Genomic DNA, 15,071 nt, shown 5'->3' on the forward strand with positions numbered 1-15,071 from the left:
TCTAGGCGATCTTGAAACAAAACGAAAGAAAAAATTGTTTCGTTTTGAAAGTTTTCACTATAACTTTCATTTATAGTGTCAGGAAAAAATGAATATTCAACAAATTAATAAGGCTAATTGGCGCTAGACTAGAGTTTACTTACGATGTGTAACTTAGCTCCCTTCGTTAGAATGTTGGGAATAAAACTACATAATGGATTGAATTTACTATTTCACTGGTAATATTTTGCTGATTTCATTCGAAACGAAAGAAATTTTCTACATCAATACAGATTAGAAAATTTCTTCTGTTTGTTCATTAGTATCAAAAATCTCCAGAGTATGATCTTTGCTAATATATTCGGTAGGAGCTGTACCTAAGATAAAATATTCAAAGGTGCTGCTTCGATCGGTCTTTCTTGTTAATTTACCGGTTTTTTTATCGATACGTACTGAGACTATTTCGCTTGGTTGAATAAAAGGTTCTTCCGCTAAGTCTTCAAGAGCTGTGCGCATAAATGAAATCCAAGCGGGTTGGGCAGATTTAGCACCAAACTCTTTGCCAGTGATTTGATCTTTGCTCAGGTTATTATTATAAGAGCTACGACCGAGATTACGCGATGGGTCGTCAAATCCTATCCAGGAGGTCGCCACTAAACGGCGACTGAAGCCGGAAAACCAGGCATCTTTTGCTTCATTAGTGGTTCCGGTTTTTCCGGCAATATCTCTGCGATTAAGTTTTCTGGCGCGAAACCCTGTTCCTTGCCAGCCAGGTTTTTGTGACCAATCTGCTCCCCAAATAACTTCGTTTAGCGCTTGAGTGATCAAAAAGGCGTTAGAGGCACTAATTGCGCGCTCCGCTTTAATAAAAGCGGGTTTGTTATTCTCCTGATTAGTTTCATTAATCGATGAAAAGTCTTCATCCTGATTATTAAGTGATGCCGTTAGTTCCTCGGTTGGCAGAAACTCGGTACAGTCGTCGCAAGCGATAGCTGGGTTTGCTTGATAAACAATATTGCCAAACGAATCCTCAATACGTTCGATAATAAACGGCTCAATAAGAAAACCACCATTGGCAAAGGTGGCAAATCCTGCCGCAACTTCTAACGGGGTGAATGATGCAGAGCCAAGTGCTAATGACTCATCTCTTGGTAGTTCATCCGGTGCAAAGCCGAATGATGCTAAGTGTGGGATAAGTTTATTAAGACCTACAGCCCTTAATAATCGTACTGCAACCACGTTTTTCGACTGTGCTAAGGCACGTTTGACTCGAATTTCGCCGCTGTATTGTTCTGGAGAGTTTTTCGGTCGCCAGACAAAACCAGATTTTTGGTCCCATTGATTAATAGGGACATCATTGACTAATGAGGCAAGGGTAAAACCGTTGTCTAACGCCGCAGAATAAACAAACGGTTTTATATTCGAACCGACCTGACGTTTCGCCTGAGTGACCCGGTTAAATTGTGATTGCTCAAAGCTAAAACCACCAACGACCGCTTTTATTGCGCCATTGTCTGGCGACAAGGCAACTAGCGCTGAGCTTGCTGAGGGTAGCTGACTTAAATGATAGCCATCTTGCTGTTGAGTGACGTAGATGACATCCCCATAGTTGAGTATTTCTTTTGCGACTTGTGGTTCAGGCCCCTGTTTATCATCATTGATAAACTCTCGCGCCCAGGAAAGTCCGGACCAGGGAATGCTTGCTATAGTGTTATTTTTTAACGTAATTTCAATACTCTGCTCATTGACTTGTGTGACGACTGCCGCCAGTAATGGTTTATATTCGATTACCTGTGATAGCGCATCAATGATCTCTTGCTGGCTGAGGGGAGCTAATTCCTTAACTGACACTTGTTGATCATCTGCTGCTTGTGGCGTGCGCAGTGATTGCTGTGGACCACGATAACCGTGACGCTTACTGTAAGCGAGCAGATTGTTTATCACGGAATGCTGGGCCGCTTTTTGTAGCTTGGCCGTTACCGTCGTAAATACTTTGTAGCCCTCAGTGTACGCCTTTTCTGTACCATAGCGTTCTATCATTTCCTGATGGGCCATTTCTGCGGCATAAGGAGCGTCTAGTTCTATGACTGCCCCATGTTTTTGTGCGGTAATCGGTGCATTTACTGCTTGTTGGTATTGTTGTCGGGTAATATAGTTGGTTACTAACATGCGTTGTAAAACCACTGCTCGTCTTGCTTTGGCACGTTCAGGACGACTAATAGGGTTCATAGTGGAAGGTGCTTTAGGTAATCCTGCCAGCACGGCCATTTGTGCCAGTGTTAAATCTTTAACATCTTTGTTGTAATAAACCTGAGCGGCGGCACCAAAACCAAAAGCACGATGACCTAACTCTATTTTATTCATATAGAGCTCGAGAATTTCATCTTTGGTTAACAAATGTTCTATATGAAATGCGGTGAAGATTTCTTTTAGCTTACGAATATAAGTTTGTTCTCGTGTTAAAAAGAAATTACGTGCTACCTGCATGGTAATTGTACTGGCACCACCTTTATTTTGTCCGGTAATCTGTCCGAATATCGCGCGCATCATGCCTATAGGGTCTACACCAAAATGAAGATAAAAGCGTTCATCTTCGGTGGCTAGTATGGCATTGATCAGTTGCTGTGGCATTTGCTCTAAAGAGAGCGGAATTCGTTTTTTCTCACCAAATTGATTCATTAATTGACCGTCAGCACTGTAAATTTTCATTGGTGTTTGCCACTGAATATCTTTTAGTGATTCAACGCTAGGTAATTCGCTGCGCATTGAAAGGTACAAAGCAAATAAAGCAAAAATACCAAGTAGGACGATAACAACGCCGATTTTTAGAATTTTTTTGAAAGAAAACAAATTAATTGCTCAACAAAATTAGAAAATTTCCACAATACTACTAGTATATCTTTTAAAAGCATGTAATAAATGTATTTATATGGAAATTATATCTATATTATTATAATAAAACGATTTAGTGGGAAGTTATGCTGAAAAATCTGTGGAACACTAAAAACTCTGCAATCGTCGGAATAGATATAGGCTCTCACTCTGCTAAGGCTGTTTTTATCAGTCAGGGTAGTGACGGTTATATATTAGAGGCCGTGGCTACTGAACCCATGCCTCGGGGAGCTATTGTCGACAGAGAAATTCAAGATATTGAAGCTGTAGGTAACGTAATTGCAAAATTGCGCAGTAAGATTACTTCGTCGGTTTCAAATGCTGCTGCTGCAGTTTCCGGTCAAACCGTTATCACTAAAGTCATTTATATGGATGTCGCACTCACTGAACAAGAGTTGGCGAGCCAAATAGAAATAGAAGCCGATAGCCTAATTCCTTATCCACTTGATGAAGTGAGTTTGGATTTTGAACGTTTAGAGGTTAATGAATCAGATCCTACTAAAATTAATGTCTTATTGAGTGCTGCGCGTACGGAGTCGGTTGAGGCGCGGGTCTCAGCGTTAGAAGCTGGAGGTTTTACTACTAAGGTCGTTGATGTCGAGTCTTATGCGTTGAGTCGTTCATTTGATTTGATCTTACCTTTGTTACCAGATGATGCCGCCGAAAAAATAGTGGCAATAGTCGATATTGGTGCGTTAATGACGTTATTTTCGGTCACTCAGGCAGGCGAAAATATTTATAGCCGTGATCAATTGTTTGGCGGCGAACAATATACTCGTTCTATTGTTTCTTACTACAATATGTCGTTTGAAGAGGCCGAAATTTCCAAAATAGCAGGAGATTTACCACCTAATTATACCTTTGAAGTGTTAGCGCCATTTCATACTATTTTAGTGCAACAAATTCGTCGGGCGATTCAAATGTTTTTAACGTCCAGCGGTAAAGAAAAAATCGATTATTTGGTTATTTCGGGTGGCTGCGCGCAAGTTGAAGGAATACATGAATTACTAAATGAAGAGTTGGGGGTTCATACGGTGATTGCTAATCCGTTTTCCGCGATGAAAATTTCCTCTGCAATTGATGAACAAGAACTGAATAACACCGCATCTCAATATATGGTAGCGGCAGGTTTAGCGTTAAGGAGTTTTTCATCATGGCACATATAAACCTGCTTCCTTGGCGCGAAGAAGCTGAAAAGGCAAAGCAAAGAGAATACTTTACCCTGCTGACAGCAGTGGCGTTTGGCGCATTGGCTGTTGTTTTTCTCGTTGGCCAGTTTTACCAAATGCGCATCGATGGTCAGATCGCCCGTAATCAATACTTAAAAAATGAAATACAATTGCTTGATGAAAGAATCAAAGAAATTAAGGAATTAAACGCTAAGAAAAGTGAGTTATTGAAACGAACTAGTGTAGTTGAACAACTGCAGCGTAGTAGAAATGTTGGCACACAGGTATTAGATGAAATTGCTCAGGTTGTGCCTTCTGGAATCTATTTAACGAAAATGGAAAAGTCCGGTAGTAATCTGCAGTTAATCGGAAAGAGTGAGTCGAATAATCACTTAGCTAATATGATTCGCAATATTGAAGCCTCTGATTTTTTTGCAGACGCTGTACTTGAGTCTATTACTGCTAATGATGCTCAGAGTAAATTACTCAGTGATTTTAAAATGCGGGTGCGGATCAAAGGTTTGCTTGATAAAAATGATACAACTCAAGGAGCTAACCCGTGAACATAGATTTTTCACAGTTTGATAACCTCGAGCTGAATAATATTGGCAACTGGCCACCACTGGCAAAGGGAGTTTTTGCAGCTTTTGCTGCCATTATTGTCTTAGGCTTAGGCTATACAGCGATCATTAGTGATAAAATTGTTCGTTTAGATGCCGTTGCCGCGGAAGAAAATACGTTAAAACAACAATATCAGACTAAATATCATGTGGTGGCTAATCTTGAGCTGTTTAAGCAGCAAATGATCGAAGCAGAAACATTATTTGCTAAACAACTTAAAAGTCTCCCTGAAAGTCACGAAACACCAGGCCTATTGGATGATATTACCTTTGTTGGTACTACCAGTGGATTGGATTTTGTTAAGTTGAATTGGCAACCAGAAATTACTCAGGAAATTTATATTGAGTTACCTATCGATATTGAAGTCATAGGTACCTATCATGAATTTGGCAATTTTGTCAGTAAAATTGCGGGCTTACCTCGTATTGTTACCTTGCATGATTTTGATATTGCTATTAGCAAAGAGTCTAATGGCTTGCTAAACCTTAAGTTAGAGGCAAAAACGTACCGTTATCGAGAGGCAAGCACCCAATGAAGAAAATAGCCGTTATATTGATTTCGCTCTCTTTGGCGGGTTGCTTTGATGACACTTCAGACCTGCAAGCGCATATTGCGCAAGTACAGGCTAATACGCCCAAACAAATAGAGCCCATTCCAAAAATTCCAGAATTTAATCATTTTGATTATTCGGTGACTTCGTTGAGAAGCCCGTTTGATGCACCAAGGCCGGAAGCAATACAAGAAAAAGTTCAACAAATGTCAGGTTGTTTAAGTCCGGATCCACGGCGTAGAAAACAACCATTAGAAAAATTCTCTTTAAGTGATCTTAGTATGAAAGGCACTTTAGGTGAATTAGGTATTACCTGGGCCTTAGTTGAAGCTTCAGATACAACTTTGCACCGAGTTGCTGTTGGTAACTATTTAGGCCTGTATAATGGTAGAATAACTGAAGTAAATCAAAATAATGTCAAAGTTATAGAGTTGATCCCTGATGGTGCGGGTTGTTGGGTAGAGCGAGAAACTGTTGTCGCTCTGGTTGATTCTAATACAGAGGGGCAAAGGAAGTAATGTTGCAATTTAATATAATGAAAAAGAATCTTATTTATCGAAAAGCTTATACACTGATGTTTGGAGTAATGGCTTTATTCTTCTCACTTGGCTCACAAAGTAATGAATTAACTGCGATTAGTTATAACACCATTCAGAATGATGAAATTGAATTGGTATTTACCTTGTCGGAAAGTATCGCTGAGCAGCCTGTGGTGAAAACCTCGATGAATCCAGCCCGGATTGACATTACATTTGATGCATCGGAATTTTCTCAACAGCTGGTTAAAACGATAGTAGATCATGCTGGAGTCCATGATATTACCGTGCAAAAGTTAGCGGGTAAGGTACAAGCGTCCGTCAATTTAAGGCAACTGTCTATTTTTGATGTTAGTCAAAAGGATAATCAATTTTCATTAACCTTAAATACCGGTGAATCAACTGCTGCAATAAATAATCTCTCTCCGGCTGATAATAATTTTATTAATAACATCGCGTCGATAGATTTTCGTAAAGGTCAGGCTAATGAAGGACAAGTTATCGTTAACCTTGACGATAGCATGGTGGCGGTTGATGTTAGTGATCGATTAGGTAAGCTTTATATTGAATTTCATAATACGCAAATTATTGACGATTTATTATATACCCTGGATGTTTCTGATTTTGGGACTTTGGTTAAAAGTATTGAAACCTTTAAAGAGGGGAGAAATGCTCGATTAGTTGTTGATATCAATGGCGAGTTTACCTTTGAGCACCAACAGCTAAATAATGTCTTTTCTTTAACTGTTGCTGAAAAAGAAATTGTGCCTGGTTATTTAGGCGATGCGGAAGATTTTTCAGGACGTGCTATTTCGTTGAACTTCCAGGACATTCCGGTGCGTACCGTGTTGCAAATAATCGCTGACTATAACGGCTTTAATCTAGTTACCAGTGATACTGTAAGTGGCAATATCACTTTGCGTTTAGATGGTGTGCCATGGGATCAGGCTTTAGATATTATCTTGAAAGTAAAAGGCCTAGATAAGCGCATGGAAGGTAATATCTTAATGGTGGCGCCAAGTGATGAACTGGCGGCCCGGGAAGCGAAAGAATTACAAGCGAAGCAGCAAGTGGCAGACTTAGCGCCACTGTATTCTGAGTATGTCCAGATTAATTACGCAAAAGCGAGTGAATTCGCTTCTTTGATTAAAAGTGAAGAAAATACTATTTTATCCCCTCGTGGTAGCGTCAGTGTTGATGAACGTACCAATACTTTATTGATCCGAGATACTGCGGACAGTATTGAAGATATTAAGCGTATGATCAATGTGCTAGATGTCCCAGTGCGTCAGGTAGTGATCGAATCTCGTATGGTGACTGTTAAGGATAATATTAATGAAGAATTAGGTATTCGCTGGGGAGTTACTAATACCGATGGTGAATTTGCCACTTCGGGTTCTATTGTTGGTACAGGTAGTGCAACTGGCAGTCGGGCTTATAATGAATCCGATATAGGTCAAGGTGTTGTGCCAAAAGTTGCTGATGGTATGAATGTCAATCTTCCGGTTAATGGTGCAGCAGGTAGTATTGCATTTCAAATAGCCCGGTTGGCGGATGGCACCATACTGGATCTTGAATTGAGTGCACTAGAAAAAGAGAATAAGGGTGAAATTATCGCCAGTCCTCGTATCACTACTGCGAACCAGAAAGAAGCTTATATTGAGCAAGGGGTTGAAATTCCGTATCAAGAAGCAGCATCTAGTGGTGCAACGGCGACTCAGTTTAAAAAAGCGGTACTGAGCTTAACGGTAACACCTCATATCACACCAGATGATCGTATTATCTTGGATTTGGTGGTGACACAAGATACCGTGTCGACGGTTACCAGTGGTAGCGCTCCTGCAATTGACACTCAACGCATCGGCACTCAGGTACTGGTAAATAACGGTGAGACCATAGTGTTAGGTGGTATTTATCAGCAATCGATTATTAATAGTGTTTCAAAAGTACCTGTGTTAGGAGACATTCCATATTTTGGCTGGTTATTTAGAAACAATAGTAATTTTAATGAGAAAAAAGAGCTGTTGATCTTCGTAACACCACGGATTGTGACCGAGCGTTTTTAAATTATTTGCAACTAGGCTGTATTTTTGTACATCACTTACTTGCAATCTATACCGAACAATTGCGATAATTACGCCCTTAAAATTTTCGAGGGAGGTTCCCTCTTACCTGTAAACGCAATTTAAACGAGTATTAAGTTAATCTCATGGCAGAAAAACGTAACATTTTCCTAGTCGGCCCAATGGGCGCAGGCAAAAGTACCATAGGTAGAGAATTAGCGGATAAGCTACATTTAGAGTTCTTTGACTCAGATCAGGAAATAGAGCGTCGCACAGGTGCTGATATCGCTTGGGTTTTTGATCTTGAAGGTGAGGAAGGCTTCCGTAAAAGAGAAGAAGCTGTTATTAATGACTTGTCTGAAAAACAAGGCATTGTTTTAGCGACAGGCGGTGGTTCTGTTATTAGCAGTCAAATCCGTAATCGTCTATCAGCTCGTGGTATTGTTGTTTATTTAGAAACAACTATTGATAAACAGGTCGCCCGAACACAACGTGATCGTCGTCGTCCATTACTGCAAACTTCTGAAGAGCCGCGTACCGTTCTTGAAAACTTAGCGGTAGAAAGAAATCCGTTATATGAAGAAGTCGCCGATGTCATTGTTCAAACCGATGATCAAAGCGCAAAAGTTGTCGCTAATAAAATTGTTGATAGCTTAGATTTTTAAGCTATGGCGACACTTAAGCTCGAATTAGGTGAGCGCAGTTATCCTATCCATATTGACAGTAAATTACTAAATCAAGGTAATTTACTGTCTACTTATATTCGAGCAAAGCGTGTTTGTATCGTCACTAATACCCAAGTTGCTCCTCTTTATCTCGATAAAGTCAAACGTCAATTAACTGATTTTCAAGTTGATGAGATTATTTTACCTGATGGTGAAGCAGAAAAAAATCTTGCTAATTTTGAAAAAATTATGTCACATTTGTTGGCTAACACCCATGGCAGAGATAGTACCTTGATCGCTTTAGGTGGTGGGGTAATTGGTGATATCACTGGTTTTGCGGCCGCGTGTTATCAACGTGGTATTGATTTTATTCAAATTCCAACCACCTTACTTTCTCAGGTTGATTCATCGGTTGGCGGTAAAACTGCTGTTAATCACCCGCTGGGGAAAAATATGATCGGTGCTTTTTATCAGCCCAAAGCGGTATTAATTGATATTGATAGTTTGCAAACCTTACCTGCTAGAGAATTTTCGGCTGGTATGGCTGAGGTGATTAAATACGGTATTTTAGGTGATGGTGAATTTTTTGTTTGGCTTGAACATAACTGTGATCTAATCAAGGCGGCTCACCCTAGCGTGTTAATTGAAATGATTGAGCGTTGCTGTCAATGCAAAGCTAATATTGTTTCTGCTGATGAAACTGAAGCTGGCGTTCGAGCATTATTGAACTTAGGCCATACCTTTGGCCATGCGATTGAAGCAGAACAAGGCTATGGTAATTGGCTCCATGGAGAGGCTGTTGCTACTGGCATGGTCCTTGCTGCTAAATTGGCAGTAGCAATGAATTTGTTGGAAGTGTCAGAACTTCGTCGTATTGAACATTTGCTGACAGCATTTAATTTACCTTTACAAGCGCCAGAAGATATGGGCTTTGAAGCGTTTATTAAACATATGCGTCGAGATAAGAAAAATATAGGCGGAAAGTTGCGCTTAATTATCCCGACGGCTATTGGCCAATCTGTAATGCGTGATGATATTAGTGAGGGCATGCTTCAGCAAATTCTGTAAAACAGAAAGGTGAACCATGTCTGCGTTGGCGCAAAATATAACTAATCAAGCTTCCTCCGAAAGTGTCACTGCCATCAGTGCGACTGCCCGGGTAGATTATATTCTTCGCTTCTCAAAACAAGCAATTCTAGTTGTTGATAACGATATCGCAGTAAGCTCAAGTGTCGGTAGCCAATATTTGGCGAATCTATCCAACGAGCAGAATGCCGCCTATATTACTATGTCTGCTAAACTCAATGATTTACAAGTTCGTTGTCGTATTATTGAGCAGTTATTTGGCAATATTTTATTTGATCCTGAGCAGTCGGTTGCCGTTAGTATTATTAATTTGGTTAAGGCGGATAAACAAGCGGTGACTATTGTTGTCGATAATGCTCATTATTTATCGTTGCAGTTATGTCATGAATTAACGCAATTAGCAGAAATTGCGAAAAAGTCCGACTATCAAATCAATGTGTTAATGTTGGCCAATTCTCAAGTAGGTCAGGTGCTTAGCCAAAACTATGGGTTATTTCAGAAAAAATTATCCATTTTATCGGCACAAACAGGTCAGTTGGTGTCAATAAGCGATCAAATGTTTAAGGGTCAAAGCGACTTTTTTACATTCACGCCGTTTAAAAAATGGCTGGTATTTTTTCTGCTGTTAAGTTCAATGTCTGCAGCTGTCGTTTATTCACTTTATCAACGAGATAGTTTAGGTTTTAGCAAGGTAGCAACTGATAATAGTTCTGTGCTTGTTAAAGCTGAAACAAAAGTGGTGAAAGAGCAAGGAACGCAGTTTGTTACTGATGTTGCTATGGATAACAACCTATTGGCTAATAATAATGATATCTATAAGGCATTGCAGCAAACAGAAACTGACTTGTTAGTTCCAGCTATAGCGCCTAGCAAGGCAATGCCGTTAGATATCTTAGGGGCATTGCAACCACATCAGAAAATAATGTTAGATTCTGATAGTGATAAGCAAGCGGTGGAAAAACAAACAGAACAAAAAACGGCGCAATCGCAGCATGAACCGGTTTTAGCTAATGTTGAGGCAATAACTAAACAGCCAGATACATCTATTACTGAGCAAGTAGTTAGTGATAATGCACAACCGAATGTTAATTCAGAGCCTGAATCTGAACCAGGTTACCAAGATCAACAGCAAGGCTTTGCTATTCAAATTGGTGCATTTAGTCAGGAGCAAGTGTTAGCCGAGTTCATATCGCAGTTTTCAAATGTAACCTTCTATCAGTATCAAAGATTGTTGGCAGATGCTGAAGTTACTATAGTTACTAGCGAGTATTATCCAACTCGTGAGCAAGCAGAACGGGCATTAAATAGTCTGCCATTAGGGATCCAACAACGATCTCCTTGGATCAAAACAATTTCTGCTATTAATAGCGAAATCAGCGAGTTTCAGCTCTCCCAATCAGAGAAAAATCAAGTTACAATCCCCAACTCATAAAAATAAGCGGTGATGTCGCTGTAGTTGGATTGCAAACTTGATGGTTAAAAAGCACCGTGCATTTTTAAAATGGGCCGGCGGTAAGTATAGTTTATCTGATGTTATTAATAAGATGCTGCCGCAAGGTGAACGCCTGATCGAACCCTTTGTTGGTGCCGGTTCTGTTTTTTTAAATAGTGATCATCAAAGCTATTTATTAAATGATATCAATAAAGATTTGATTAATCTTTATCAAATCATTCAAATGAAGCCACAGCAATTTATTGACGATGCCAAGCGGATATTTACGCCAGAGAACAATCAGGCGACTGCCTATTATCATTTGCGTGCTGAGTTTAATGCCAGCGTCGATAAATACTACCGTTCATTATTATTTTTGTATTTGAATCGCCATGGCTATAACGGTCTATGTCGTTACAATAAATCGGGTGGTTATAATGTACCTTTTGGTAAGTATAAAAAGCCGTACTTCCCTGAGCAGGAGTTACTGTACTTTGCCGAAAAAGCGCAAAAGGCAATTTTTATTTGTGAAGGCTATCGCCAAACTTTTAATCGCGCGCAGGATGGCGATGTTATCTATTGCGATCCACCGTATGTGCCGCTAAGTAAAACCGCGAGCTTTACTAGTTATGCCGGGAACGGTTTTGGTTTGGATGAACAGGCGGACTTAGCGAATGCCGCCGAAGAAGCGGTAAAAAAGCATAAAGTCAGTGTTTTGATCAGTAATCACGATACCATCTGGACGCGTAAAATTTATCAAGGGGCGAGTAAGGTGAAGTCAATTAAAGTGGCACGCACTATTAGTCAAAAAGCGGTTAATCGAAAAAAAGTCGCTGAGCTTATGGCATTATATCGCTAATCAACCTTAGCTTGGTTTGGCTATTGCACCACTAATGAAACTATGGCGACTAACACGCCGATAAATAATATCACGCCAATAAGACCGATAATCACAAAGTGGCTGAATTTACCCTCAGTAAAGTCACGCTCTCGGTTTTTATCGCTTTGTACACCAATAAAGGCGGCGGCAACACTTTTAATGGTATTTGTGATCCGACTCAATTCCTTTCTCCTGTTATTTAATTCAATTGGTATAACCACTAATTGCTGATAAATAGCACAGTAGCAAAAACACCAGTCAATTGATACTTTTTAACAAAACTGGTGTAAGCTATTGTAATCATTGAATTCAATTTTTGATTATGAATGTTTTTAATAAAAATCTTGTTACTCGCTGGTGGTGGCTTTCTTCGGTTTTTTCTCTGGGATGTATAGTGGTTATTGCCATGATTTGGTATCAGGTGGATATCCACTATCAACCTAATAAACATCAGTTACTTTCTGAAGATGCGGCAAAAGCGCATTTAGTCGAAGAGTTTAACCAAACATCGTTGTCAAATGAGCAGAATTTACAATATATTCCGACAGGCATTTATCTGCAGTCATTTAAATTCAGTAGTTCAAATGATGTCAGAATTACCGGTTATATTTGGCAGCGTTACTTAACGGCTAAGCTTGAAACCACCGAGCCAAAAGCAAACTTTATTTTTCCAGAGCAGGTTGGTGGCTCATCCGACTTTGAACTAGCCTATCAACATCAAGTGGGCGAACATACGGTGTTGGGCTGGTATTTTGATGTTACCTTAAGGCAAAAATTTAGCTATAAAAACTATCCGCTTGATCATAAAACTGTTTGGATTAAGTTATGGCCTGCGCATTTTGATCGTAATATCGTGCTACTTCCGGCATTAAATGATTATCACTCTACTGCTCCCGGAGATACATTTGGCATCGATACTGATATCGTGATTGGTAACTGGGAAATTAATGAAACTTTTTTTGATTATAAGCTCGGTCATTACGATACTTCATTTGGTTTCAATCAGGCATATAATGAGCAAAATTATCCTGAGCTAAGTTTTAATCTGGTATTGAAAAGAAAGTTCTTAAATGCTTTTGTTATTCATTTAGTCCCTTTATTAACGGTGGCGGTATTATTGTTTGCCTCGTTAATGTCGGTTACTGCTGAGCAAGTAAAACGAGAAACTTTTGGTTTTAATTTTACTGCGATAATATCAATTGTTTCGGCATTGTTTTTTGTCGTGATGCTCTCTCATATCCAGTTACGTAAACAGTTTGCTGAAGATGGTATCGTCTACATCGAATATTTCTTTTTGCTAATGTATTTTATAATGATCAGTATTATTTGTAATACTTACTTCTTTAGCCGCGGCAAAGAATATTCAAGCGGCTGGCTTCATGCGCAAGATCACTTGATCCCTAAACTGATTTATTGGCCACTCACCTTAGGCAGTATGGCGCTAGTGACTTATTGTCATTTTGTCGGTTAACAGAGTTCAAAAAGCATGTGGGTCACACATGCTTTTTGATCAGCGTTTAGACAGTTCTAAATAAAGCTATAACGCGATATCAACCGCATATGACACATAAACTTTGACATCGCCGGCGGCGCCATCAAGGTCGGTGGCAGAAGCGCCAAAGGTGAAGCCGCTTTTGCTTAAGCTGATGCCGTAATCGACAGAATCTTCCGCTAACCAGTCACCAGAATAAGAACCGAGATGAAAGGCAAGCTCCGCTTCGTTAGCTAATGTAACGCCATAATCTGCTGATGCATAGATAGAGTCTCCTGTATCTGCTCCTTCACCATCCGCTAATACCGCAACACCAAGTGTTAATGCACCGAAAGATAAATTGGCATACACTTCTGAAAAATCAGCATCTCCAGAAGTTTCGTCAGGGTAAGCGTAGTAAATAAAGCCGATATCATAAGAAACATCTTCAGAAATTGAACCGCCGAAACCACCATATAAATCAAGCTCGTAGGTCATACCATCCGCCCAATCTGCATTAGACGCCCAGGTGCCGAGATAAAAGCCAGACTCATCGGCATAATCAATACCGCCAGATATCGCTGCTTTACCGCCAGTTTGTTCTAAGCCACGCCATAAATAGTTACTGGTGGCTGCGACATTTGCAGATAACTCTCCCTTGGCAGAAGCAAACATAGGTGTTGCTAATAGGGTAGAAGAAAGTGCGAGGGTTAATAGTGTTTTTTTCATTTTGGACTCACTAAGTTTATTGTTGTTAGCGATAAAACAGCAAATAAAGTGCCTATCGAAGACTATTTCATAAGTTTAGAGGATTTTTCATATAAAACAACAAAATAGCATTTGTTTGATTTTTTTAATTCGACGCTCGATGTTTGTTTTGTACTAACTTGGTGCAACTAATGCTCAGTATGTGCTAAAAAAGTGCGTGATAAAATCACTATCGGCTAAGCTAATCAAGGTCGATTAATGACACTATTTAAGGTAAAGTAGCGCAGTTTTTTAATTTGGCTGGATAGAACCATGTCTTCATATTTAATTGCTCCTTCAATATTATCTGCAGACTTTGCTCGTCTGGGTGACGATGTTGCTAATGTCTTAGCAGCTGGAGCAGATGTTGTTCACTTTGATGTGATGGATAATCATTATGTGCCTAATTTAACCATCGGCCCTATGGTGTGTCAGTCGTTGCGAGATTATGGGATTACCGCGCCGATCGATGTTCATTTAATGGTAAAACCAGTCGATCGTATTATTCCTGATTTTGCGAAAGCGGGTGCTGATATTATCACTTTCCATCCGGAAGCCAGTGAACATGTGGATCGTACTATTCAATTAATTAAAGATCATGGTTGTAAAGCGGGCTTGGTATTAAATCCTGCAACGTCTTTACATTACTTGGATTTTGTCTTAGATAAACTCGATGTCGTATTATTAATGTCGGTTAATCCAGGCTTTGGTGGGCAGTCTTTTATTCCAGCAACATTAGATAAGCTAAAGCGGGTGAGAGAATTAATTGACGCCAGTGGTCGTGATATTCGTTTGGAAGTCGATGGTGGTGTTAAAGCGGATAATATTGCTGAAATAGCGGCAGCCGGAGCCGATATGTTTGTCGCCGGTTCGGCGATTTTTTCTCAGGAAAATTATCAAGTTGCAATTGATGCTATGCGCGCCGAATTAGCAAAAGTATCAAATTAACAGTAATCGGCTAGCCGATTTTTATTAAATAG

Annotated in this window: 14 protein-coding genes; 11 read left to right on the top strand and 3 right to left on the bottom strand. The window is 39.8% G+C overall.

Features of this window, described 5'->3' with window-relative positions; all coding sequences use genetic code 11:
• Positions 1-273: 273 nt before the first annotated feature.
• Positions 274-2,829, bottom strand: a complete 2,556-nt coding sequence (locus QQK06_RS10900; protein WP_284244695.1) for a penicillin-binding protein 1A — start codon at positions 2,827-2,829, stop codon at positions 274-276.
• A gap of 128 nt (positions 2,830-2,957) precedes the next feature.
• Between QQK06_RS10900 and QQK06_RS10905 the strand changes: the two genes are divergently transcribed.
• The 9 genes from QQK06_RS10905 (at position 2,958) to QQK06_RS10945 (ending at position 11,852) form a co-directional block, all read left to right on the top strand.
• Complete coding sequence (locus QQK06_RS10905) at positions 2,958-4,037, top strand: pilus assembly protein PilM (protein WP_284244696.1); 1,080 nt, start codon at positions 2,958-2,960, stop codon at positions 4,035-4,037.
• Positions 4,025-4,603 (top strand): PilN domain-containing protein, encoded by a 579-nt coding sequence (locus QQK06_RS10910; protein WP_284244698.1) that lies wholly within the window; start codon positions 4,025-4,027, stop codon positions 4,601-4,603. Before QQK06_RS10905 ends, QQK06_RS10910 begins: the two co-directional genes overlap by 13 nt.
• A complete protein-coding gene (locus QQK06_RS10915) occupies positions 4,600-5,196 on the top strand; it encodes a type IV pilus inner membrane component PilO (protein ID WP_284244699.1) in 597 nt (198 codons plus the stop codon). Before QQK06_RS10910 ends, QQK06_RS10915 begins: the two co-directional genes overlap by 4 nt.
• Positions 5,193-5,729, top strand: a complete 537-nt coding sequence (locus QQK06_RS10920; RefSeq protein WP_284244700.1) for a pilus assembly protein PilP — start codon at positions 5,193-5,195, stop codon at positions 5,727-5,729. The genes QQK06_RS10915 and QQK06_RS10920 overlap by 4 nt, the downstream gene beginning before the upstream one ends.
• Before the next feature lie 17 nt (positions 5,730-5,746).
• Positions 5,747-7,813 (top strand): type IV pilus secretin PilQ, encoded by a 2,067-nt coding sequence (locus QQK06_RS10925; protein ID WP_284244702.1) that lies wholly within the window; start codon positions 5,747-5,749, stop codon positions 7,811-7,813.
• 143 nt (positions 7,814-7,956) lie between these two features.
• A complete protein-coding gene (gene aroK / locus QQK06_RS10930) occupies positions 7,957-8,475 on the top strand; it encodes a shikimate kinase AroK (protein ID WP_284244703.1) in 519 nt (172 codons plus the stop codon).
• Positions 8,476-8,478: 3 nt separating this feature from the next.
• On the top strand, positions 8,479-9,543 hold the full coding sequence (gene aroB / locus QQK06_RS10935; protein ID WP_284244704.1) for a 3-dehydroquinate synthase: 1,065 nt from the start codon (positions 8,479-8,481) through the stop codon (positions 9,541-9,543).
• A 16-nt stretch (positions 9,544-9,559) separates the two neighbouring features.
• Positions 9,560-10,993 carry an SPOR domain-containing protein gene (locus tag QQK06_RS10940; RefSeq protein ID WP_284244705.1) on the top strand — a complete coding sequence of 478 codons (1,434 nt, stop codon included), beginning with the start codon at positions 9,560-9,562 and terminating at the stop codon, positions 10,991-10,993.
• A gap of 40 nt (positions 10,994-11,033) precedes the next feature.
• The gene (locus QQK06_RS10945; protein WP_284244706.1) at positions 11,034-11,852 is read left to right on the top strand and encodes a Dam family site-specific DNA-(adenine-N6)-methyltransferase; all 819 of its coding nucleotides are present in this window, start codon (positions 11,034-11,036) and stop codon (positions 11,850-11,852) included.
• Positions 11,853-11,872: 20 nt separating this feature from the next.
• On the opposite strand, the gene QQK06_RS10950 is transcribed toward QQK06_RS10945, so the two are convergent.
• A complete protein-coding gene (locus QQK06_RS10950; protein WP_284244707.1) occupies positions 11,873-12,055 on the bottom strand; it encodes a DUF2970 domain-containing protein in 183 nt (60 codons plus the stop codon).
• A gap of 140 nt (positions 12,056-12,195) precedes the next feature.
• Here QQK06_RS10950 and QQK06_RS10955 point away from each other — a divergent pair, with 140 nt between their 5' ends.
• Complete coding sequence (locus QQK06_RS10955) at positions 12,196-13,344, top strand: hypothetical protein (protein WP_284244708.1); 1,149 nt, start codon at positions 12,196-12,198, stop codon at positions 13,342-13,344.
• Positions 13,345-13,410: 66 nt separating this feature from the next.
• On the opposite strand, the gene QQK06_RS10960 is transcribed toward QQK06_RS10955, so the two are convergent.
• On the bottom strand, positions 13,411-14,073 hold the full coding sequence (locus tag QQK06_RS10960; protein ID WP_284244709.1) for a TorF family putative porin: 663 nt from the start codon (positions 14,071-14,073) through the stop codon (positions 13,411-13,413).
• A 291-nt stretch (positions 14,074-14,364) separates the two neighbouring features.
• Here QQK06_RS10960 and rpe point away from each other — a divergent pair, with 291 nt between their 5' ends.
• On the top strand, positions 14,365-15,039 hold the full coding sequence (gene rpe, locus QQK06_RS10965; RefSeq protein WP_284244711.1) for a ribulose-phosphate 3-epimerase: 675 nt from the start codon (positions 14,365-14,367) through the stop codon (positions 15,037-15,039).
• Positions 15,040-15,071 lie beyond the last annotated feature (32 nt).

It is taken from the genome of Thalassotalea insulae (assembly GCF_030161395.1).
GTDB classification, from domain to species: Bacteria; Pseudomonadota; Gammaproteobacteria; order Enterobacterales; family Alteromonadaceae; genus Thalassotalea_E; species Thalassotalea_E insulae.